At 68.4% G+C, this 21,181-nt stretch carries 21 protein-coding genes; 11 read left to right on the forward strand and 10 right to left on the reverse strand.

The genetic code is table 11. The features are described 5' to 3' along the window. Positions 1 to 182: 182 nt before the first annotated feature. Together F3J18_RS08930 and F3J18_RS08935 are read right to left on the reverse strand one after the other, a co-directional pair. Positions 183 to 1,163, reverse strand: a complete 981-nt coding sequence (locus tag F3J18_RS08930; RefSeq protein WP_166912591.1) for an AraC family transcriptional regulator — start codon at positions 1,161 to 1,163, stop codon at positions 183 to 185. A 297-nt stretch (positions 1,164 to 1,460) separates the two neighbouring features. Next, complete coding sequence (locus F3J18_RS08935) at positions 1,461 to 1,859, reverse strand: Fur family transcriptional regulator (protein ID WP_240154582.1); 399 nt, start codon at positions 1,857 to 1,859, stop codon at positions 1,461 to 1,463. A gap of 263 nt (positions 1,860 to 2,122) precedes the next feature. On the opposite strand from F3J18_RS08935, the gene F3J18_RS08940 reads away from it, so the two are divergent. Further along, positions 2,123 to 2,785, forward strand: a complete 663-nt coding sequence (locus F3J18_RS08940; protein WP_166912593.1) for a response regulator transcription factor — start codon at positions 2,123 to 2,125, stop codon at positions 2,783 to 2,785. Further along, positions 2,782 to 4,086 carry an ATP-binding protein gene (locus F3J18_RS08945; protein ID WP_166912594.1) on the forward strand — a complete coding sequence of 435 codons (1,305 nt, stop codon included), beginning with the start codon at positions 2,782 to 2,784 and terminating at the stop codon, positions 4,084 to 4,086. The genes F3J18_RS08940 and F3J18_RS08945 overlap by 4 nt, the downstream gene beginning before the upstream one ends. A gap of 88 nt (positions 4,087 to 4,174) precedes the next feature. Here the strand turns inward: F3J18_RS08945 and F3J18_RS08950 are convergent, their stop codons facing one another. From F3J18_RS08950 to F3J18_RS08970, 5 genes are all read right to left on the reverse strand, one after another. Further along, positions 4,175 to 4,963 carry a membrane protein gene (locus tag F3J18_RS08950; RefSeq protein ID WP_025100161.1) on the reverse strand — a complete coding sequence of 263 codons (789 nt, stop codon included), beginning with the start codon at positions 4,961 to 4,963 and terminating at the stop codon, positions 4,175 to 4,177. A 118-nt stretch (positions 4,964 to 5,081) separates the two neighbouring features. Next, positions 5,082 to 7,340, reverse strand: a complete 2,259-nt coding sequence (locus F3J18_RS08955) for a TonB-dependent siderophore receptor (protein WP_166912595.1) — start codon at positions 7,338 to 7,340, stop codon at positions 5,082 to 5,084. Between the two features lie 311 nt (positions 7,341 to 7,651). Further along, positions 7,652 to 8,167, reverse strand: a complete 516-nt coding sequence (locus F3J18_RS08960; protein WP_166912596.1) for a hypothetical protein — start codon at positions 8,165 to 8,167, stop codon at positions 7,652 to 7,654. 307 nt (positions 8,168 to 8,474) lie between these two features. Further along, complete coding sequence (locus F3J18_RS08965) at positions 8,475 to 8,873, reverse strand: histidine kinase (protein WP_166912597.1); 399 nt, start codon at positions 8,871 to 8,873, stop codon at positions 8,475 to 8,477. A 60-nt stretch (positions 8,874 to 8,933) separates the two neighbouring features. Continuing rightward, positions 8,934 to 9,683 carry a hypothetical protein gene (locus F3J18_RS08970; protein WP_166912615.1) on the reverse strand — a complete coding sequence of 250 codons (750 nt, stop codon included), beginning with the start codon at positions 9,681 to 9,683 and terminating at the stop codon, positions 8,934 to 8,936. A gap of 268 nt (positions 9,684 to 9,951) precedes the next feature. On the opposite strand from F3J18_RS08970, the gene F3J18_RS08975 reads away from it, so the two are divergent. After that, the gene (locus tag F3J18_RS08975; RefSeq protein ID WP_166912616.1) at positions 9,952 to 10,275 is read left to right on the forward strand and encodes a DUF4148 domain-containing protein; all 324 of its coding nucleotides are present in this window, start codon (positions 9,952 to 9,954) and stop codon (positions 10,273 to 10,275) included. A gap of 77 nt (positions 10,276 to 10,352) precedes the next feature. Here F3J18_RS08975 and F3J18_RS08980 read toward each other — a convergent pair whose 3' ends face one another. From F3J18_RS08980 to F3J18_RS08990, 3 genes are all read right to left on the reverse strand, one after another. Next, the gene (locus F3J18_RS08980; RefSeq protein ID WP_166912598.1) at positions 10,353 to 10,622 is read right to left on the reverse strand and encodes a DUF4148 domain-containing protein; all 270 of its coding nucleotides are present in this window, start codon (positions 10,620 to 10,622) and stop codon (positions 10,353 to 10,355) included. A 118-nt stretch (positions 10,623 to 10,740) separates the two neighbouring features. Beyond that, entirely contained in the window at positions 10,741 to 12,144 is a 1,404-nt protein-coding gene (locus tag F3J18_RS08985; protein ID WP_166912599.1) for a heavy metal sensor histidine kinase, read from the reverse strand. Continuing rightward, positions 12,141 to 12,812, reverse strand: coding sequence for a heavy metal response regulator transcription factor (locus F3J18_RS08990; protein ID WP_046582068.1), 672 nt, complete (start codon positions 12,810 to 12,812; stop codon positions 12,141 to 12,143). The genes F3J18_RS08985 and F3J18_RS08990 overlap by 4 nt, the downstream gene beginning before the upstream one ends. A 220-nt stretch (positions 12,813 to 13,032) precedes the next feature. Between F3J18_RS08990 and F3J18_RS08995 the strand changes: the two genes are divergently transcribed. From F3J18_RS08995 to F3J18_RS09030, 8 genes are all read left to right on the forward strand, one after another. After that, on the forward strand, positions 13,033 to 14,982 hold the full coding sequence (locus F3J18_RS08995; protein ID WP_166912600.1) for a copper resistance system multicopper oxidase: 1,950 nt from the start codon (positions 13,033 to 13,035) through the stop codon (positions 14,980 to 14,982). An 8-nt stretch (positions 14,983 to 14,990) separates the two neighbouring features. Next, a complete protein-coding gene (locus tag F3J18_RS09000; protein WP_240154581.1) occupies positions 14,991 to 15,848 on the forward strand; it encodes a copper resistance protein B in 858 nt (285 codons plus the stop codon). 54 nt (positions 15,849 to 15,902) lie between these two features. Beyond that, positions 15,903 to 16,289, forward strand: a complete 387-nt coding sequence (gene copC, locus F3J18_RS09005; RefSeq protein WP_166912602.1) for a copper homeostasis periplasmic binding protein CopC — start codon at positions 15,903 to 15,905, stop codon at positions 16,287 to 16,289. A 5-nt stretch (positions 16,290 to 16,294) separates the two neighbouring features. Beyond that, entirely contained in the window at positions 16,295 to 17,221 is a 927-nt protein-coding gene (gene copD / locus F3J18_RS09010; RefSeq protein WP_166912603.1) for a copper homeostasis membrane protein CopD, read from the forward strand. A 115-nt stretch (positions 17,222 to 17,336) separates the two neighbouring features. Beyond that, positions 17,337 to 17,999, forward strand: a complete 663-nt coding sequence (locus F3J18_RS09015) for a response regulator (RefSeq protein WP_025102206.1) — start codon at positions 17,337 to 17,339, stop codon at positions 17,997 to 17,999. Beyond that, positions 17,996 to 19,375 carry an ATP-binding protein gene (locus F3J18_RS09020; protein ID WP_166912604.1) on the forward strand — a complete coding sequence of 460 codons (1,380 nt, stop codon included), beginning with the start codon at positions 17,996 to 17,998 and terminating at the stop codon, positions 19,373 to 19,375. Before F3J18_RS09015 ends, F3J18_RS09020 begins: the two co-directional genes overlap by 4 nt. Positions 19,376 to 19,613: 238 nt before the next feature. After that, on the forward strand, positions 19,614 to 20,123 hold the full coding sequence (locus F3J18_RS09025; RefSeq protein WP_025102208.1) for a sigma-70 family RNA polymerase sigma factor: 510 nt from the start codon (positions 19,614 to 19,616) through the stop codon (positions 20,121 to 20,123). 4 nt (positions 20,124 to 20,127) lie between these two features. Further along, positions 20,128 to 21,117, forward strand: coding sequence for a FecR family protein (locus F3J18_RS09030; protein ID WP_166912605.1), 990 nt, complete (start codon positions 20,128 to 20,130; stop codon positions 21,115 to 21,117). The last annotated feature ends 64 nt before the right edge of the window (positions 21,118 to 21,181 follow it).

A 21,181-nucleotide genomic window follows, 5' to 3' on the forward strand; every position in this document is an offset into this window, starting at 1 on the left:
TATGTCTCCGTGTTGTCGAAAATGGCCGGCTTCGGATCTGCCGTTCTGTTGCAGCGGTGTGGATCGGGCAAGCATCGGGAGCAGGCTGCGATGCTCCGTGGATGATCTGCATGACGAATCAATGGATCCGCTCGTCGAGCGGTGCCGGCAAGCCGTGCCGGCGCGGCGCGAAGCGCGCCGGATCAGCCGAAGGCTTCGACGCCGGGCTCCTCGATCAGCGGCGGCGCGCTGGCGCCGCTCGCGCTGGCGGCGTTCAGGCGCTGCCAGGCGCGCCACCGCGACGGCGACATCGCCTTGAGCTGGAGGAACTGCCGGTTGAAGTTCGACAGGTTGTTGAAGCCGACCTGGTAGCAGATGTCGGTGATGCTCAGTTCGTCGGTCATCAGCAACTGGCAGGCGAGATTGATGCGCAGCCGGTTCACGTATTGCACGAAGGGCACGCCGGTATGGCGGCGGAAGTAGCGCGAGAAGGCGCTCGCGCTCTGCCCCGACAGCTCGGCCAATTCGGTTTCGCGCAGCTCCTGCGAGAGGTTCTTGCCGATATGCGAGAGCACGTGGTTGATGCGCGATTCGGCGTAGCGCGCCGGGTTCGCGCAGTAGGCGGCGCTGGCCAGGCGCGCCGGCGCGGGGCTGCGCACCAGCAGCTCGAACAGCGAGACGAACAGCACGATGCGGCGCATGCCTTGCGCGCCGAGCATCTCGCGCAGGATCGGCGCGGCGGCCGCGCCGGTTTCGGGGCTGAACAGCAGGCCCCAGCGCGAGGCGTCGAGCAGGGCCTCGACGCGACGGAATTCGGGGAAGGCGGCGATCACGCGCTCGACGAACTCGGCGCCGAACTGCAGCACCAGGCAGCGCTCCTCGACGCGTTCCTCGCGCGGCACGTGGCTGACCCAGTTGTGCGGCAGGTTCGAGCCGGTCATCACCAGGTTGCCGGGCGCGAAATTGCCGATATGGTCGCCGACGAAATACTTGCCCGTGGTGGCCGTGATCAGGTGGATCTCGTACTCGGGATGGAAGTGCCAGCGCACCGTGCGATAGGGGTAGCCGTGCGACCAGACCTTGAAGGATTCGTCGCGCGGCACCGCCACCAGCTCGAGGTCGGGCTGGGCGAACTCGCCCGGCCGCCCGGCCTCGTGTGCATCCTCAATCCGCATCGCCTTCATCTGTCCTGGTCCTCCGGCACCGCCACGTCTGCCTTCCCGCGTGTCTCGCCGCGCCGTGGCGCGGATCGGGGCTGCCGCCCGATGCATGAAAAATAGCCGTGGCGGGGCCTGGCGGCCACTGAAAATAAGACCGTTTACCGATACTTTTTTGCATTCGGGTTAGCCCGTAGCCGGGCCAAGGTCAACTTTCGTGCAATGCGGCGGGAACAGGGAAAGCGGGGAGCGAACGCCCGGAAAGGGCGCCGGAGGGAGGCGGGAGGAACGATGCCGGCGGCGGCCGGGCGCGCCGGCCGGGGCTCAGTGCCGGCCGCCGAGGCGCTGCTGGCAGGCGCCGCAGATGCCGAACACGGCGTGGCTGTAGCTGAGGTAGCGGAAGTCGTGAGCCGAGGCGATGCTTGCCTGCTGGGCCTCGAACTCGGGATCGTGGATGTCCTGGATCGCCTCGCAGCGCGTGCAGACGAGGTGGATGTGCTGCTGGCCGCGATTGAGCTCGTAGATCACCTTGGCCATGCCCAGCGAGGAACCGAGGATCAGCGAGGCGTCCTGCAGCGAACCCAGCGCGCGGTAGATGCTCGACAGGTTGTAGGGCTCGTCGCGCTCGCCGAGCTGGCGGAACACCTGGTCGGCGGTGAAATGGGCGGTCGGCTCCTCGTGGAACAGCCGGTAGACCGCGATACGCGTCGCGGTCGGCCGCATATGGGCCTTTTTCAGATCCGAAAAAATCGCATTCATGGGCAGCCGGGCGGTGGACGCGGCGCGCCTCTGGAATCGGGCGCGCCGGGCCGAGGAAGCATGACCGGCCAGACTTAGCTGAAAAATAGGGACGAATTGAAAACAGGGCCATCATCGATGCCGGAGCGGGCGAGGGGAATTGCGGTAAATTCGCGCCTGTAGCCTGGGAAGGCGGTGGATTGCAGCCGCCGGCGAGGGCATCCATGAACGCACGGGGGATCGGGCCGATGAGGGTATTGCTGGTCGAGGACGACGAGATGATCGGCGACGAGATGGCCGGCGCGCTGCGCGACGCCAGCTACGCGGTGGACTGGGTGCGCGACGGGGCCGGGGCGATCGCTTCGGTGCGCGCGCAACGTTATGACCTGGTGCTGCTCGATCTCGGCTTGCCGAAACAGGACGGCTTCCAGGTGCTGGCCGCGATCCGCGGCGCCAACAATCCGGTGCCGGTGGTGGTGGTGACCGCGCGCGACGCGGTGGAGGACCGCGTGCGCGGCCTCGACAACGGCGCCGACGATTACGTGCTGAAGCCTTTCGAGATCACCGAATTGCTGGCGCGAATCCGCGCGGCGGCACGACGCGGCGGCGGCACGGCCGCGCCGGTGCTCGGCAACGGCGTGGTGTCGCTCGATCCCGCCACCCACGAGGCGCGCGCGGGCGAGCGCTCGGTGCGCCTGTCGAGCCGCGAATTCGCCCTGCTGCATGCGCTGCTGCAGCGGCCCGGCGCGATCCTCTCGCGCACCGAGCTCGAGGATCGCATCTACGGCTGGAACGAGGAGGTCGAGAGCAACGCGGTGGAATTCCTGATCTATTCGCTGCGCCGCAAGCTCGGCAGCGAGACGATCCGCAACGTGCGCGGCGTGGGCTGGATGGTGTCGAAGAACCAATGAAATATTCCCTGCAATTCCGGCTCTCGGCGTGGCTGTCGGTGATGGTCCTGCTGGCGGCCCTGGTGGCCGGCCTGGCCTCGTTCTTCGCTTCCTTCCACGAGGCCAACGAGTTGCAGGACTGGCAGCTCGAACAGGTCGCGGCGATGATGACGCCGCAGGTGCTGGCCGAGATGGAGCGAGGCGGCATCGTCGGCAAGCGGGTAAAGGCCGTGCATCGCAAGCCCGAGCTGGTGGTGCAGCGGCTCGATGCCGGCGGCGGGACGCTCGCGCTGCCGGCTTCGCTGCCCGACGGCGTGCAGGACGTGAACGTGGCCGGCGTGGACTGGCGGGTGGTGGTGCGCACGCTCGACGCCGGCACGCGCGTGGCTGTCGGCCAGCAGACGGCCGGCCGCAACGACGTGGCCGAAAGCAGCGCGCTGGCCACCACCGCGCCGCTGATCGTGTTCGTGCCGGTGCTGGTCCTGGTGCTCGGCTACGTGGTGCGCCGCATGCTGGCGCCGCTGCGCGCGCTGTCGGCACATGTGGACGGACGCGACAGCCGCGATTTGTCGAGCCTGTCCGATGCGGGGCTGCCCGACGAGATCCGGCCGTTCGTGGTCGCCCTGAATCGCTTGCTCGATCGCGTCGGGCAATCGGTGGCCGCGCAGCGCCGCTTCATCGCCGATGCGGCGCACGAGCTGCGCTCGCCGCTGACGGCGCTGTCGCTGCAGGCCGAGCGGCTCGAGCCCCTGACGCTGGCCACGCCCGCGCACGAGCGCGTGCTGGCCTTGCGGCGCGGGCTGGCGCGCGGCAGCGCGCTGGTCGAGCAACTGCTGAACTTCGCGCGCGTGCAGGACGCGCCCGATGCGGCCGATCAGCGTCTGTCGGTGGCGCAGCAGTGCCGTGCCGTGCTGGAGGACCTGATGCCGCTCGCCGATCGCCGCCGCATCGATATCGGCGTGGTCGCGCTCGACGAGGGCGAGGTGCTGGCCCGCCCGCTCGACCTGCGCATGCTGGTGCGCAACCTGGTCGACAACGCGATCCGCTACACGCCCGAGGGCGGCCGCATCGACTTGGCGGTGCGCGCCGGCGAGGACCATGTCGAGCTGTCGGTGGCCGACAGCGGGCCGGGAATCGCGCCGGCCGAGCGCGAGCGCGTGTTCGATGCGTTCTACCGGATCGTCGGCAACGAGGCGATCGGCTCGGGGCTGGGGCTGGCGATCGTGCGCACCATCGTCGAGCGGATCGGGGCGCGCATCGAGCTCGGGGATGTCGAGCCGAGCGGGCTGCGCGTGACGGTGAGCCTGCCGCGCGCGCGGTGAATGTTCCGGGCTGCGATGCGTTGAGCGAAGGAGTCAGACGAGGGCGCGTCGCGTGAACCGTTTCTCGTGGTCGGCCCTTGCGCTTTCGTCAAGCCCGCGCGCCGCTTCCCGCCGCGCGTCGCGGAACCAGCAGCACGCAGGCCACGATGAAAACGGCCAGCAGCGCGGTGGCGTAGAAGCGGCTCAGTTCCAGCCCGCCCTGTGCCACCGGCTTGTCGAGCCAGTCGCCCAACGTGGCGCCGAGCGGGCGCGTCAACACGAAGGCCGCCCAGAACAGCGCGGTGCGCGACACGCGCGGCCACAGCATCAGTACCGCAACCAGCGCCAGGCCCGCGCCGAAGATCGCGGCGCCGGTCTCGTAACCGAGGCCGAGGCCGCCGAGATCGTGACCGGCGACGAAATCGCCGAGCGCGGTGCCGAGCGTCTGCGAGAACATGATGGTGGCCCAGTAGAACCATTCGGCGCGTGCGCCGGTCACGCTGTCCACCGAAACCGTGCCCTCGACGCGATACCAGGTCGCCAGGCTCGCGGCCAGCAGCGCGACGATGATCGACACCCCGCCCGCATAACCGAGCCCGAGCGAGCGATCGCAGAAATCGGCCAGCGTGGTGCCGAAGGTGGTGGTGGCGATGATGGTCGCCCAGTACAGCCAGGCGTTGAAGCGCGAGGCACGGACCTGGGCGGCGACCAGCACCACGAAGGCCGCGAGGAAGATCAGCGAGCCGACCAGGTAGCCGAGGTCGAGGGACATGGTGACCCAGTCGCCGCCGGTTTCCCCGAGCGTGGTGGCCGCGATCTTGATGATCCAGAAGCCGAGCGTCAGCGCGGGAACCTTGCTGATCGCGTGCTCGGCCGTTTGTGCTGCCTTGGCGTGCATGCCTGCCCCTTTGTTCGCTTGATTGGAAAACGAAACGCAAGGGTAGCGAGCGGCGGCTTAACGGAGGATTAAGGTGGCGGCACCGGGAAGTCCTTCGGCTTCCCGGTGCATTCCCGGCTTACTGGTAGAGGTTCAAGGTCAGCATCGCCGAGCGGCCCGGCGCCCAGGCCGCGTAGATCGGGTAGGCGGTGGCGTAGTACTTCTTGTCGAAGATGTTCTGCACGTTCAACTGCAGGTCGATCGACTTCGTCACGTGGTAGGTGGCGGCGGCGTCGAAGCGTGCGTAACCCGGCGTCCACTTGCGTGCGGTGGCCGACACCGAGGCGTAGGTCAGGCTCGACACCGTCGCGCCGGCGCCGAGCGTGAGCTTGGGCAGCGCGTCGTAGCTGGTCCACAGCGTGAAGTTGTGCTTGGGCACCATCACCATCGGCAGGCCCGAGGCGGTCGGGCTGCCGGCGCCGGCGTTGGTGGTGACGGCGTTCAGGTAGGAGTAGCCGCCGAACAGGTGCCACTTGCGCGTGACGTCGCCGGCGAAGCCGAACTCGAAGCCGCGTACGCGCTGCGAGCCGGCATTGACGGTGTGGCCGAGGCCGTCGGAGACACGCGCATTGGTCTTGTCGGTCTGGAACAGCGCGGTGCTCAGCGACAAGCGCTGGTCGAGCACGTCCCACTTCGCACCCACCTCGATATTGCGCGAGCGCTCCGGCGAGAGGTCCTGGTTGGTGGCGGTGAGCTGGTCGTTGCCGCCGCCGATGCCGGCGTTCGCGCCGGGCGGATTCGACGAGGTGCCGTAGGAGGTGTAGAGGCTGAGCGTCTCGACCGGCTTGAACACCAGCCCGAACTGGTAGCTGAACAGGTTCGCGGTATTGCTCAGGTCGGCCACGCCGGCCTGTTTCGCGCGCACGTCGTAGCGGTCGTAGCGCAGGCCCGCGTTGAAGCGCCAGCGTTCCGAGAGCCGGACCGTGTCGAACAGGTAGGCCGAGGCGACGTCGGTGCGCGTGTTGGTGGTCGCGCCGGGAAAGCCCTTGTCGCCGTTCAGGACCAGGTTGCCGGTCCAGGGATTGTTGGGGTTCCAACTGCCCAGCGGCGTGCAGTTGAAGGCCACCGAGCAGGGGCCGCCCGAGCGGATGTTGTTGCCGTTGACGTCGCTCACGAGGTACCCCTCGTAGCGGCTCTGCTCGTGACTGAATTCGATACCGCCCGTCAACGTGTGCTCCATGCCGAACAGGGTGGCACGGCCGGTCAGCTCGGTCTGGTTGGCGATGCTGTTGGTTGCGTACTTGCCGCTCTTGGCCTGCAGGCTGATGGTGTTCGAGTTCGGCGAGGTGAGTTGCGGATTGGTGGCCACGTAGTCGAGCGTCGAACGGCCGACCATGGTGGTGTTGCGCAGCTTCCAGCCGCCCTCCAGGCGATGCTCGACGCGCACCTCGGCCGTATCGGTCTGGCCGTAGCGGTAGTCGCGCGTGTTCAGGCCGTAGAACAGCCCGCGATCGGACGGCACCGGCGTGCCGCTGGCGCGGAACGGCACGCTGAAGTCGGGCATGTCCCAGGAGTTCAGGTGGTAGTAGCTGACGGTGACCTGGGTCGGCGTGTTCAGGCCGAAGGTGACCGACGGCGCGATGCCCCAGCGCTTGCTGTAGACGTCGGTGCGGCCCGCCTGGTCGCTGTCGTGGCCCATCACGTTCAGGCGCACGGCGGTGGTGTCGTCGAGCTTGCGATTGACGTCGAGCGTCGCGCGCTTGTAGCTGTCGGTGCCGAAGCCGAGGCTGGCATTGGTGAAGTTGTCGTTCTTCGGCGCCTTGGTGACGATGTCGATGCTGCCGCCCACCGAGCCGCGCCCCGCGTAGACGGAGTCGGGGCCCTTGACGACGCTGATCTGCTCGATGTCGAAGGTTTCGCGATTCTGCACGCCGGAGTCGCGCAGGCCGTCGACGAAGATCGAGTTGCGCGATTCGAAGCCGCGGATCACCGGCCGGTCCGCCGAGGGATTGGCGGCCGCGTCGCCGCCGAGGAAGGTGATGCCGGGCACCGTGCGCAGCGCGTCGGCGAAGGTGGTCACGTTCTTCTCGCGGATCACTTCCTCCGGGATCACCGTGACCGAGCGCGGCGTATCGAGCAGCGGCGCCGTGAACTTGTAGGACGGCAGCGTGCGCGTCTGCATCTGCGCTTGCGCGGTCACCGAGATCGCGGGCAGGGTGCCGCCGGGAATAGAAGAGGACTGCGAAGCGTCGTGCGAAGGCGAAGCGACGGGCGCGGTGCCGGCCGACGGGGGCGCGGCCGGGCTGGTTTGCGCGGCGGCAAGGAGCGGGGTGAACAACGCGGAACAGGCGAGGGCCGATACGAGGACGCGAGGCCTCGTGCGAAGAGCGGTGGACATGGGCGAGAGAGCGTTATCGAAAGCGGTTTCGTCGAGCCGGATGTTCGACTGAATATTGATATTAATGAGAATGATTCGTGATTGCGTTCCGGATTCTAGTGACCTCCTCGTGCTTTGTAAATGAATGCTTTCAAAAATCCTGGGGTTTGTTGACGAGTGCGAAACCGTGACGCGGTGCGCTGTCGTGCCGGATCGAGGCAATCGAGCGAGCGGGACGAATCGTCATATCGATGCACGGCGCCCGGTGTCGATCACTGATGAATCATTGATTTGTTCGTGATGCATGGCGCGGATGGACGAGATACCGACAATCACGGGCTGCCGGTTTGCAGGCGGTTCGAAGGAGCGGGCAGCGAGGGCAGGTTCAGCGATCGCTCGGCGCGATGGTAGGCCGCCAGGAAGGCCGGTGCATCGTCGCGCACGGCACCCATCCAATGCGCCAGTTCCTGTTCGCAGCCATCGTCGTCCGGATCCTGGAAGCAACTCGAGTTGGCCGGCATCTGCTGCGCTGACCAATACAGTGCGAACAGGCTCATCCGGTCGGCCGGCGCGAGGTGCAGGCTGCCGTCGTTGCCGTCGGTGAGCCATTCGCGGATCGCGGCCGCCAGCCTGGCCTCGGTTTCATCCTCGGCATAGTTCAGGCCGTGCGTTTGATCCGCGCGGGCCTGGGCGAGATCGCGGCTGGCCACGGCGACCACGAAATCGATCGCGCGCGGCGCGCTCGCGTAGCCGGCCGGCGGGGTGCTGCCCAGCACGATGCCGGCCGGAAGCAGGGCGGCGGCGCAGGTCAGGGCGGCGAGCAGGCGGCGAAACGGAGCGGATGTCATGAGGCCGGAGCGGGATGAACTGGCTGGCCACCGAAAACCCGGAAGGCGGAGGTGGCCACTCGAAGCGAGCCAGCGTGGCGGCCGAAACTTAGAGAAAAAACAGGGCCGGATATGCGGGCGGCCGGCAGGGGTCTTAACGGGCTGTTAACTTCGCTTCCGGCATGCTGGCGACATGAGCCGATTGGGCTCCCGTCCACGTGGAGTGATTCGGACGGCGTCCCCCTTGACGATCCCGTTTCACTCTTTTCGACCCGGCCATGATGGCCGGGTCTTTTTTCTTCCAGTGTGCTCGGTGGGCAGGGTGGACTCAGGGTTTGCCGCCGGCGCCGTCCATCGCCGCCAGCAGATCGGCCAGCGCCTGCCGGCAGGCGGCCGCATCGGGCCGGCTTGCCCGCAGGGCGGACAGCGCGCGGTCGATCGCATCGTCCACGCGATGCCAGTCGGCGGCGTCGCGCGGCTTCAGCGAAGGCTCGGCATCGTCCCAGCGCGTTTCGAGGTCCTTGATGCGCAGCTTCGCATCCGGCAGCCTGCCGGCCTCGACCAGCTTCGAGGTATCGACGACGATCGCGCGAAAGCCGGACAGATCGCCGAGCCGCGAGGCGGCGGCAGCCTGTGCCGTGGCGATCGGCGAGAGAGGCAGGGTGACCGCGGCGCCGAGCGATATCGCGACGGCGAGCAGGGGGGCGGATAGTTTTCGGATAGGCATGAGAGGAATCCTGATGAAGTGAATGAACGGGTGGGCGGATGAATGCAATGGGGCGACGCCTCAGGCTGGCGAGCGGGATGCGGGCCCGCGCCGGTGCGCGATCTCCAGCATGCCGACCAGCAGCACGATCACGGCCAGGAATACGAGGCTCGTGTGCACGGTGCCCAGGCCGAGGCCGCCGTATTCGCGTGCCTGCGAGAGCAGGTCGCCGAGCGAGGCGCCGAGCGGGCGCGTCAACACGTAGGCGATCCAGAAGGTGAGCACGCGCGAGGCGCCGAGCCGGGCGGCGAGGGCGCTCAGTGCGATCAGGCCGGCGCAGGCGAGCACGCCGAGCCGGAAGCCCATGCCCAGCGCTTCGGTGGCGAGATCGCCGGCGGCGGTGCCGAGCGCGAAGGTCAGCAGGATCGCGCTCCAGTAGAACGTTTCGCGCCGTGGCGTGACGATGCTGTCGAACGACAGCGTGCCCTCGCTGCGATACCAGATCCCGAAGGCGGCGGCGAGCGCGACGGCGAATGCGCTGCTGCTCGCGTACAGGCTGACATGCAGGCCATCGGTCAATGCGTCGGTGATCTGCGTGCCGACCACGCTGACGAGTACCACGTTGAGCCAGTAGAGCCAGGGCAGGTAGGCGCGCGCGCGAAACTGGGCGAACAGCGCGAGGGCCAGCAGGAGCAGCATCAAGCCGGCCGTCAGGGCCGTGCCGAGCCCGACGTGGACGGCCAGGTAATCGGCGCCGGTCTCGCCGACGGTGGTGGTCAGGATCTTGACCAGCCAGAACGCCAGCGTGACGGGCGGCACCTTGTTCAGCATCCGGGCGGTATCGTCGGCTCGGGGCCTTGTCATCGAAGTCACGGGAGTCTCCACGGTAGCGGGCGCGATCCGGGTGGATCGCGGCGCTACTGTGCCGGCGCGAGACTTAAGCGTTGCTTATGGACCGGATGCCGTTGCGATCAGGATCGTGTCTCGTTGCGATTGCGGCTCGTTAAGCTCGGCTTAACCGCGCGTCGGGATCATGGGGGATAGGCGTTGGCGATGTGCCTCGCCTTTCTTCCATCGTTCAATATCAGGAGTGCAGATCATGAAATTCCCTATCGTTTCGCTTCTCGTCGCCTCGTCTCTTGCCCTTCTGGCCGGTGCCGCGCATGCCGACGTCACGCACCTGACCTCGCGCGACAGCGTGCGTTCCGAACTGATTCGCCTGGAGCGGGCCGGCTACCAGCCGGCTCGCAATTCGAACCAGTATCCCGACGATATCCAGGCTGCCGAAGCCAGGCTGAACGGCGACGCGGCCGCCCGACGCGATACGTCGGGCTACGGGACGATGTCCGCGGCATCGGCCCAGGGCGGTGGCGTGGCAATGCCGATTGCCGGCCCGCGCGGCGGCATCTATGCGCATCATTGATTCGCATGGGCGCTCCGCGCCCTGCTCCCGCGAGGTCGGCGCGTGCACCGATCTCGCGATCGCGCGCGCCGAGCCCGTCAGCGATGCGTATCCCAAGCCGGCTGCGCGATCCGGTGGAGTTCCTGGTTTCGTTCGATGGTCGACGCGCTCGGCGGATAGTCGTTCTTGCTGGCCGGCAGCAAGCCGTCGTGATACGCCTGGATCAGTTCCTGGCGAACCTGCTCGCGGGTCTTGCCGGCGGCGGCCGGCGCCGTTCGCGAGCCGGGAGCGTCGTGGCCGGCATCCGCCAGCGCCGTGGTGGATGCGGTGGCGATGGCGGCGATGAGCATGAGGGTGCGCAGCTTCATGGTGGCGTTCTCCAGTCTTGATCCGGGCATGGCGATATGCGATCCCGATGCCATGGATTCTGGAGAGCCGCGCCCGAGCGAGCGGTGACGCGTGGATGATCTTTTCGTCACGACCGTGTCAATCGTGCCGGCTTGCCTCGCGCGGAAACCTCAGCGTGAACGCGGTGAACCCGTCGCGGCTCGTCACGTCGACGCTGCCGCGATGCAGTTCCATGATCGAGCGGACGATGGCGAGGCCTAGGCCGGCGTTCTTCGCCGAACCTTGCCTAGAGGGGTCGACGCGATAGAAACGCTCGAAGATGTTCTCGAGGTGGGCTGGTGGAATCGTCGCGCCGCTGTTTTCGACACGGATCGTGCTGGCCTCGTTCTGTTGCGCCACCTCGATCGCGATGGTGCTGCCCGGGGCGGCATGTTCCACCGCATTCGACAGCAGGTTCGCCGCCGCGCGCCGCAGTAGCAGCGCGTCGGCCAGCACGGTGCCCGTTCCGTCGATGCGGATGCGCAGGTTTTTTTCGTCAGCGAGCGCCTGGTAATACACGGCGATCCTGCCGAGCGTCTCGCGCGCATCGAGTCGCGTCGGCGACAGGTGTTGCGTGGCGTGATCGGAGCGGGCGAGGAACAGCATGTCGTCGAGCATCCGTTGCAGGCGCTCGCATTCCTCGATGTTGGATTCGATCAGTGTCTCGTAGTCGGCGCGCTCGCGCTCGCGCGACAGGATGATCTGCGAGGCGCTGATGATGTTGGCGAGCGGCGTGCGCATGTCGTGCGCGACGTCGGACGAGAAGCGCGACAGGCGCGCGAACGCGCGCTCCAGTCGATCCAGCATGCGATTGATGGAGGCACCGATATCGACGAGTTCGGCGGGGCCGTGCGCCACATCGAGCCGCTCGTGCAGGCTGCTGGCCTCGATCTGCGAGGCCTGGCGCCCGATGTTGCGCACCGGGCGCAGGCCCAGGCGGGTGATCAGGTATCCCAGCGTGCCGACCAGCAAGGCGCCGATCACGGTGGCCGCGACGATATCCAGGCAATAGGCGCGCAGCAGGGCGCTGCGATCGTCGGCGCTGCGCGCGATGGCGATCGTGATCCGGTTGCCGTCACCGAGCGGCACGGCGCCGTGGATGCATTCGGCCGAGCCGATGCCGGCCGGCGCGCAGGCATAGGCGACGCCTGCCCGATGGCCCTGTGCGATGCCGGCATCCAGCGAGAGCCCGGCTTCCTCCGAATGCTCGACGATGGGGGCGCCGCTCGCGTCGAAGACCCCGACGAACAAGCCGGAATGCGACAGCAGGGTTTCGTGAAATGCCGGCGCGGCGAGCCGCACGCCGGCGAGCGTGCGCGCCGCGCTGGTGAGTTGCGTGACCTGTTTGAGCTTGTCGGCGATCTCGATGTCGTCGCGTTGCCGCAACTGTGTCGACAGCGCCTGGTACAGGTAGCCACCGAGCATGGCCAGCACCGCCAGGCCCGCCAACGCGAACGCGGCGGCCAGGCGCGCGCCCAGCGAATAACGACGCTGCCGCGTCATGCGGACCGATCTTCCAGCACGTAGCCCATGCCGCGCACGGTGTGCAGCAGCTTCGGCTCCTGGTGGTCCATCTTCAGGCGCAGGCGGCGTATGGCGACGTCGACCACGTTGGTGTCGCTGTCGAAGTTCATGTCCCAGACCTGCGAGGTGATGAAGGCGCGCGTGAGGATTTCTCCTTCGCGTTCGGCCAGCAGTTGCAGCAGCGCGAATTCCTGCGCGGTCAGCTCGACACGCGCGCCGGCCCGCTTCACGCGCCGCTTCACCAGGTCGAGTTCGAGATCGGCGATCCGCAACGTGGTTGTGCCGACGTCTCGCGAGCGCCGGAGCAGCGAGCGGATTCGCGCGAGCAGTTCCGCATACGCGAAGGGTTTGGCCAGGTAGTCGTCGGCACCGAGCTCGAGTCCCTCGACCTTGTCGGGAACCGAGTCGCGAGCGGTGAGCAGCAGCACTGGCGTCGACTTGCGCTGCCGAAGGCGGCGCAGCACTTCGAGCCCGTCGATGACCGGCAGCATCACGTCGAGGATCAGCAGGTCGAAGTCCTCTTCGAGCGCCATGAACAGGCCGTCCTCGCCGTTGCCGGCGACCGCGACGCCATAACTGGCCTCGGTCAATCCCCGCTGCAGGTAGGTCCGCATTTTTTCTTCGTCTTCGACAATCAGGATGCGCATGGCGGGCAGAGGCTGGGGCAGTGGAGCGATGCGGCAAACGATAACGCCAAATCGGATGACGCGCCACGTTTGCCGAAGATGAAAAAACCGTCATTTGGGAGCCATCCGGCAGTCGTCGGTCCCTTCTTAATCTGCTCGGCAGGCCTTACCCGGCCGGGTCGCGGCGATATCGACGCTGCGGCGTTCCAAGTGAATCAAGGCGATCGGACGATCCTCGGCAATGCATACGAATCTGGGAAGACGAAATTTTGTGACGCGGCTTTGCGCGGCCGGCGTCGCGGGAGGGCTCGGCATGTGGCGGCCCGAAGTGTGGGCGCTCGAAGCCGGCGACCGCCCGCGCGTGCTCGCCGGATCCGAATTCGACCTGGCGATCGCGCGCAGCTCGGTGGAGATCGGCGGAAAGTCACGCCGCGCGACCACCGTCAACGGCACCCTGCCGGGGCCGATCCTGCGCTGGCGGGAAGGCGATACCGTCACCCTGCGCGTGGCGAACCGGATGGACGAGGCGAGCTCGATCCACTGGCACGGCATCGTGCTGCCGTCGAACATGGACGGCGTGCCGGGGCTGAGCTTCGACGGTATCGCGCCGGGCAGCAGCTATACCTACCGTTTCAAGGTCCGCCAGCACGGCACCTACTGGTATCACAGCCATTCCTCGCTGCAGGAGCAGACGGGTGTGTATGGCCCGCTGATCATCGACCCGGCGCAACCCGAGGCGAGGCGCTGCGAACGCGACTACGTGGTGATGCTGTCCGATTGGAGCGACGAGGATCCTCGTCGCATCAAGTCCAGGCTCAAGAAGCAGTCGAACTACTACAACTTCCACCAGCGCACCCTGGTGGACCTGTTTCGCGACGCGCGGCGCGATGGCTGGCGCGCCACGCTCGCCGATCGGCGGATGTGGAGCGCGATGCGGATGAGCCCGACCGACCTGTCGGACGTCGGCGGCTACACCTATACCTATCTGGTCAACGGCGCGGCGCCGGACGACAACTGGACGGGCCTGTTCAATCCGGGCGAGCGCGTGCGGCTGCGGTTCATCAATGCCTCGGCCATGAGCTATTTCGATGTGCGCATCCCGGGGCTCAGGATGACCGTGGTCGCCGCCGACGGCCAGGACGTGGAGCCGGTTGCGGTGGACGAATTCCGGATCGCGGTGGCGGAAACCTATGACGTCGTCGTCGAGCCGGGTTCGGCCGAGGCCTATACGATCTTCGCGCAATCGATGGATCGCAGTGGTTATGCACGCGCCACGCTGGCTCGACGCGAGGGGCTGGCCGCGCCGGTTCCTGCACTCGACCCGCGCCCGCTGCTGACGATGGCCGACATGGGCATGGATCACGGCGCGATGGCGGGGATGTCGCCGGATGCGATGCAGGGCATGGACCATGGCGCGATGGCGGGGATGTCGCCGGATGCGATGCAGGGCATGGACCATGGCGCGATGGCGGGGATGTCGTCGGATGCGATGCAGGGCATGGATCACGGCGCGATGGCGGGGATGTCGCCGGATGCGATGCAGGGCATGGACCACGGCGCGATGGCGGGGATGTCGTCGGATGCGATGCAGGGCATGGACCATGGTTCGATGGCCGGCATGTCGCCCGACACGATGCAAGGCATGGCCCATGGCGCGATGGCGGGCATGATCCAGCATCCGGCGACGGAGCGCGGCAACCCGCTGGTCGATGCCCAGGCGATGGCACCCACGGCACGGCTCGACGATCCCGGTGTCGGCCTGCGCGACAACGGTCGGCGCGTGCTGACCTATGCCGACCTGCGCAGCACCTTCCCGGATCCGGACGGCCGCTCGCCCATGCGCAGCATCGAACTGCATCTGACGGGCCATATGGAGAAGTTCGCCTGGTCGTTCAACGGCCTGAAGTTCTCCGACGCGGGGCCGATCCGGCTGCGCTACGGCGAGCGTGTGCGGCTCGTGCTCGTCAACGACACGATGATGGCGCACCCGATCCACCTCCATGGCATGTGGAGCGATCTCGAGGACGAGGCTGGCCGGTTCCAGGTCCGCAAACATACGATCGACATGCCGCCCGGCACGCGCCGCAGCTACCGCGTGACGGCCGATGCACTGGGCCGCTGGGCCTATCACTGCCATCTGCTGTTCCACATGGAAACCGGCATGTTCCGCGAAGTGGTGGTGGAGGAATGAACCACGTCATGAAGATGTCCCTTCGTCCGCGCGCTGTCGCCTGCTTGTTCGGCATGACGGCTGCGCTCGGCATCTCCGGCGTCCATGCCGCCGAGGTGGAGATGCCCTCGCCGGCCGCCTTGCCGGAGCCGCTCGTGCAGCCGATGGCGCCGAGCCCGGCGTCGCCGGTCGCGCCCCTGACCGATGCGGATCGCCGCGCCGTCTATCGCGGCGGCGCGCTGCACGACATGGGCGATACCGAGCTGCATTCGTACTTCGTATTCGATCAGCTCGAATGGCAGCATCGCACCGCCGGCGGCACCCTGAACTGGAACGGCAGCGGCTGGATCGGCGGCGACCTGGACCGTCTGTGGCTGCGCACCGAGGGAAGCCGCGTCGGCTCGCGTCTCGAGGATGCGGAAGTCCAGGCGCTCTGGGGGCATTCGATCACGCCCTGGTGGGACCTGGTAGCCGGCCTGCGCCACGATTTCCGGCCCTCGGCGGCGCAGACCTGGCTCGCCTTCGGCATCCAGGGCCTGGCGCTCTACAACTTCGAGTCGGAGGTGACGGCCTTTGTCGGCCAGCGCGGCCAGGCTTCGTTGCGCGTCGAGGGGCGCTATGACCTGCTGATCACCAATCGCCTGATCCTGCAGCCGTCGTTCGAGGCCAATCTGTTCGCGAAGAACGACGCGGCGCGCGGACAAGGCGCCGGCCTCGGCGATACCTCGCTGGGCTTGCGCCTGCGCTACGAAGTGGATCGTCAGTTCGCCCCCTATCTCGGCATCAGCTGGGATCGTTCCTACGGCAACAGCGCGCGCATGGTCGTCCGGGAGGGCGGCCGGCGCTCGGAGTTGTCGGTGCTGGCGGGCGTTCGCGTGTGGTTTTGAGCGACGCGGCGCCCGGTCTTTCCACCCGTTTTCCCATCCTTTAGGAGTCCATTCATGTCGCGTCGTCTGATTCTGCCCGGCCTGTCGCTCGTCGTCTCGTCCCTGATCCTGGCGAGTACCGCATCCGCCCATCCCGCGCTGCTTGCCTCGACTCCCGCCAACCAGGTCGAGGGCCCGGCTCCCGAGCGCATCGAGCTGCGCTTCTCCGAGGATCTGATGCCGCGCCTGTCGGGCGCCGTGCTGGAAATGACGGCGATGCCGGGCATGGCCGGTCACGCACCGATGAAGATCGCCTCGACCGTGTCGGGAACCACCGACCCGAAAATCATGCTGATCGTGCCGAACCAGGCGCTGCGGGCGGGCACCTATCGCGTCGCCTGGCGGGCGGTGTCGGCCGATACGCATCCGGTGGCAGGCTCGGTGAGCTTCACGGTCCGATGAGCGCGATGGATGGGGCGCTGAATATCGCGATCCGCTTCGTGCTGTATGCGGCCGCGATGTTGCTCGCCGGGCTGCCGATGTTCGCGCTGTATGCCTTGCGGCGCGAGGAGCGCGGGGCGCCGTGGTTCGTCGTGCCGTTCGCGCGCGTGCTGGCCGGCGCGGCATGGCTTGGCCTGATCGCGTCGGTGGCCGCGCTGGCGGTGATGACGCGCGCGATGTCGGGGAGCGACGATCTCGACGCGAATCTCGATGTACTCGGCGCGCTGCTCGGCGGCACTGCCTTCGGCTCGGCCTGGTTTGCTCGCGTTCTTGCCTGCCTGGGCGCCTGTTGCCTGGCCAGGCGGCTGGCAGGCCGGCCGACGATGGCGGCCTTCGCGGCAGCGGCGGCCGCCGGCCTCGTGGTACTCGGTTCGCTCGCCTGGGGCGGCCACGCGGTGATGGACGACGGCCGGCGCGGCGTGCTTCATCTGATGGCCGACCTCGTGCATCTCGCGGCGGCGGCGATCTGGCTCGGCGCCCTTGGCGGATTCGCGATTCAACTGGCGGCGGCCGGCGCCGGCGGGGCGGTGCGGGTCGAAACCCTGGTTCGCACGCTGGCGCAGTTCTCCATCGTGGGCAGTGCCGCGGTGGCGGCGCTGATCGCGACCGGCATCGCGAACACCGTGCTGGTGGCCGGGTGGCCATTGACCGGATTCCCGGGCAATACCTATCAACGCGTGCTGCTGGCCAAGCTGGCCCTGTTCGCCGGCATGCTCGGGCTGGCCGCGCTGAATCGCTATCGTCTGACCCCACGACTCGAGGCCCGGCTACCTGACGGCGATCGATCAGGAGGGGCGGTGCGCGTCCTGCGCCGCAGCCTGCTGCTCGAATCGGCCCTCGCCGCGGCCTTGCTGCTGGCGGTGGCGGTGCTCGGAGTCCAGGAGCCGCGATGAGATCCAGCACCGGAGCTTCGCCGGCAGCGCTAAGTACCCCCTAAGCATCGCCTGCCTATGATCCGTGCTCGATGCGTGCCCGAAGTGCCGGGCCGCCCGTTCACGGAACCCCACCATGCGCGTATTGCTCGTCGAAGACGACCCGTTGATCGGCAGCGGGCTCGAGGAAGGACTCCGCCACGAAGGTTTCGCGGTGGACTGGGTGCGCGACGGCGATGCCGCCTCGCTCGCGCTGCGCACCACGCCCTATGGGCTGATGCTGCTCGACCTGGGCCTGCCCGGGCGGGACGGCCTGTCCCTGCTCGGCTCGCTGCGGCGCCGCGACGATGCGTTGCCGGCGATCGTGATCACCGCGCGCGACGCGCTGTCGGATCGCATCGCCGGGCTCGACGCCGGCGCCGACGATTACCTCGTCAAGCCCTTCGCGCTGGAGGAACTGCTGGCGCGCATCCGCGCCGTCAATCGCCGCCACTCTGGCCGCGCGCAGACCACCTTGTCGGCCGGCGCCTTGCGGCTCGATCCGGTGCGGCACCAGGTCTGGCTCGGCGGCGACGAGGTGGCGCTGTCGCCCAAGGAGTTCGTGATGCTGCACGAGCTGATGGTCGATCCCGGCGCGGTGATCTCGCGCGAGCAATTCGAGGAGCGTCTTTACAGCTGGGGCGAGGAGATCGAGAGCAATGCAGTGCAGGTGCATATCCACAACCTGCGCAAGAAGCTCGGCCACGTCGCGATCCTGACCGTGCGCGGGGTGGGCTACCGGATCAGCGAGGCGGCATGAGCCGCTCGCCCTGGCGCCGCCTGGCCGGCTCGCTGCGCGGCCGGCTGCTGATCTGGCTGCTGCCGGCCGCCTGCGTGGTGGGCGTGCTGGCCAGCGCCGGCACCTACTGGGCGGCGGTGCGCGAACTCGACGTGCTGCTCGACGACCAGTTGCGCAGCGTATCGCGCCAGATCGAGATCAACCAGCATGGCTTGCCCGCCTTCGCGGGCCATGACGGCGCGGCGCCGGCGCGCCAGCTCGACGACGCCGACGACGTGGTGCTGCAGCTCTGGCGCGGCGGCCGGCTGGCCTTCACCACCGATCCCGGCATCGTGCTGCCGCCGCCCGGCGCGCCGGGGCTCGGCACGCTCGAAGCCAATGGCCAGCGCTGGCACAGCTACGTGCGCGAGAGCGCCGGCACCACGATCCGGGTCGCGCAGCCGCGCACGGCACGCTGGGACGCGCTGGCGCGCATCGCCGTCCATCTGCTCTGGCCGGTGCTGTCGCTGTTGCCGCTGCTGGCGGTGGCGCTGTGGTTCGGCATCGGCTACGGGCTGCGGCCGCTGCGGGCGATCGCCGAAAGCTTGCGGCAGCGCCACGCGACGCATCTCGATCCGCTCGATGCCGAGGCGGTGGCCGACGAGGTGCGGCCCCTCGCGGGCGCCATCAACGACCTGCTGCAGCGGCTCGACGCTTCGTTTACGCTGCAGCGCCATTTCATCGCCGATGCCGCGCACGAGCTGCGCACGCCGATCATGGGCCTGTCGATCCAGGCGCAGCTGCTCGGCCGCGCCGGCAGCGAGGCCGAGCGCCTGCGCGTGATCGCGCAGATCCAGGCCGGCGCGACGCGGCTCGGTCATCTCGCCGAGCAGTTGCTGACGCTCGCGCGGCTCGAGCCTCAGACGCAGGCCGAGCCGTTCGAACCGGTCGATCTCGCCGCGCTGGCTCGCTCGGTGGTCGGCGAACGCGCGCGCCTGGCCGATGCGCGGCGCGTCGATCTCGGCGCCGACGCGAGCGGCGCGCTGGTGGTACCCGGCTGCGCCGATACGCTGCGCGTGCTGCTCAACAACCTGGTCGACAACGCGATCCGCTACGCGGGAGCGGGCGCCAGCATCGACGTGCGCACCCGGCGCGATGCCGGCGGCGTGCCGGTGATCGAGGTCTGCGATACCGGCCCGGGCATCCCGGCGGCCGATCGAGCGCGCGTGTTCGAGCGCTTCTATCGCGGCAGCGGCGCGCAGGGCGTCGCCGAATCGGGCAGCGGGCTCGGCCTGTCGATCGTGCAGCGCATCGCCGAGCAGCATCGGGCCCGCGTGGTCCTGCGCGACGGGCCTTGCGGGCTCGGGCTCGCGGTCGAGGTGCGCTTCGAGGGGCAGGTGTTGGCCGTCGCTGCCTGAAGTACCGCTGCCTCGTGGCGCGCCCGGCGGCCCGGAGCCGATATCGCCGTTTTTTCCTTCCTCGGTGCTCGTCGCCGCGTCCCGCGCGGGGCGCGGCGAGGCCGTGCATCCGCATCTGGGCTGCCTTCCCGCCGACGCGAAGCCGACAGATAGTTTTCGAGATGATTTTTGTTGTTGTATATAATAATCATTCTCATTTACCTGTTGAAACCCGCCGCGCCCGGCCGGGAGAGCTTAGATGTCGGCCAACAAACTGCTGCTGCACCGCGAAGTCGATCTGCTCTACAGCGACCATCACGCCTGGCTGCAGCGCTGGCTCGGACGCAAGCTCGGCTGCGCGCATCGCGCGGCCGATCTCGCCCACGACACCTTCCTGCGCCTGCTGGCCCGCGAGGAGCCGATCCGCGCCGAGGAGCCGCGTGCCTTCCTGACCACCGTCGCGCAGCGCGTGCTCTACAACCACTGGCGTCGCGAGCAGCTCGAGCAGGCCTATCTCGAGGCGCTGGCCGCGCAGCCCGAGGCGGTGGCGCCTTCGCCGGAAACGCGCGCGCTGGTGATGGAGACCCTGCTCGAAATCGATCGCCTGCTCGACGGGCTGCCGGTCGCGGCCAAGCGGGCCTTCCTGCTGTCCCAGCTCGACGGCCTCACGCAGGCCGAGATCGCCGCCGAGCTCGGCCTCTCGCTGTCCACCGTCAAGCGTCACCTGGTCAAGGCCGCGGCCCGGTGTTTCTTCGCGATGGCGCTCTGAACCGATGAAGCACGAGGCAGCCTCGGCGATTCCGCCGGAGATCGCGCGGCGCGCGGTGCAATGGTGGGTCGATCTGCAGGGCGAGGGCGCTCGCGACCCGGCCCTGCTCGGCGGCTTCGAGCGCTGGCGCGCCGAGCATCCGCTGCACGAGGCCGCGTGGTGCCATATCCAGACCATGCAGGGCCGTTTCTCGCAGTTGGCCGGCGGCGTCGATGCCGGCGCCGCGCGGGCCGCGCTGCTGCCGGCCCGCGCGCCGCGCCGCCGAACCGCGCTCAAGGTGCTGGCCGTGCTGGTCGGCGCGGGCGGCGCGGCCTGGTCGCTCGATCCGGCCGAACGCTGGGCGCTCTGGAACGCGGACTGGCGCACGGCCGTCGGCGAGCGGCGCGGCCTGACGCTGGTCGACGGCACGCGCGTGATGCTGAATACCGACAGCGCGATCGACGTGCGCTTCGATGCACACGAGCGCCGCATCGTTCTGCTGCGCGGCGAAATCATGGTGAGCAGCGGCCACGAACAGCGCACGCCGGCCCGGCCGCTGGTGGTGGCGGCCGCGCCGGGCGAGCTGAGGCCGCTCGGCACGCGTTTCGCGGTGCGCCTGGACGGGGCGCGCGTGACGGTCGGCGTGTTCGAGGGCGCGGTGCGCGCGCAGCCGTTTGCGGCCGGCGCCGGGGCACGCGTGATCGCGGCCGGCCAGCAGGCCGGGATGGCGCGCGATGCCGTGGATGTCCCGCATCCGCTTGTCCCTTACGCGGGCGCCTGGATCGACGGCACGCTGGTTGCCACGCGGCTGCGCCTCGCCGACCTGCTCGCCGAGCTGGCGCGCTACCGCCGCGGATATCTGTATTGCGATGACGCCGTGGCCGAGCTGCGCGTGTCGGGTACCTATCCGCTCGACGATACGGACCGCGTGCTCGATACGCTGCGCGCGACGCTGCCGATCGAGGTCGAGCACTTCACCCGCTACTGGGCGCGCGTGGTGCCGGCCAGGGGCTGAGCCGCGCATCGAGGCACGGCCCGGCGGCGGCCTTGAAAAATTTTTTCCAGAAGACTGAGCTGTT

This window comes from Burkholderia sp. Ax-1720 (assembly GCF_011753035.1).
Taxonomy (GTDB): Bacteria; Pseudomonadota; Gammaproteobacteria; order Burkholderiales; family Burkholderiaceae; genus Burkholderia; species Burkholderia gladioli.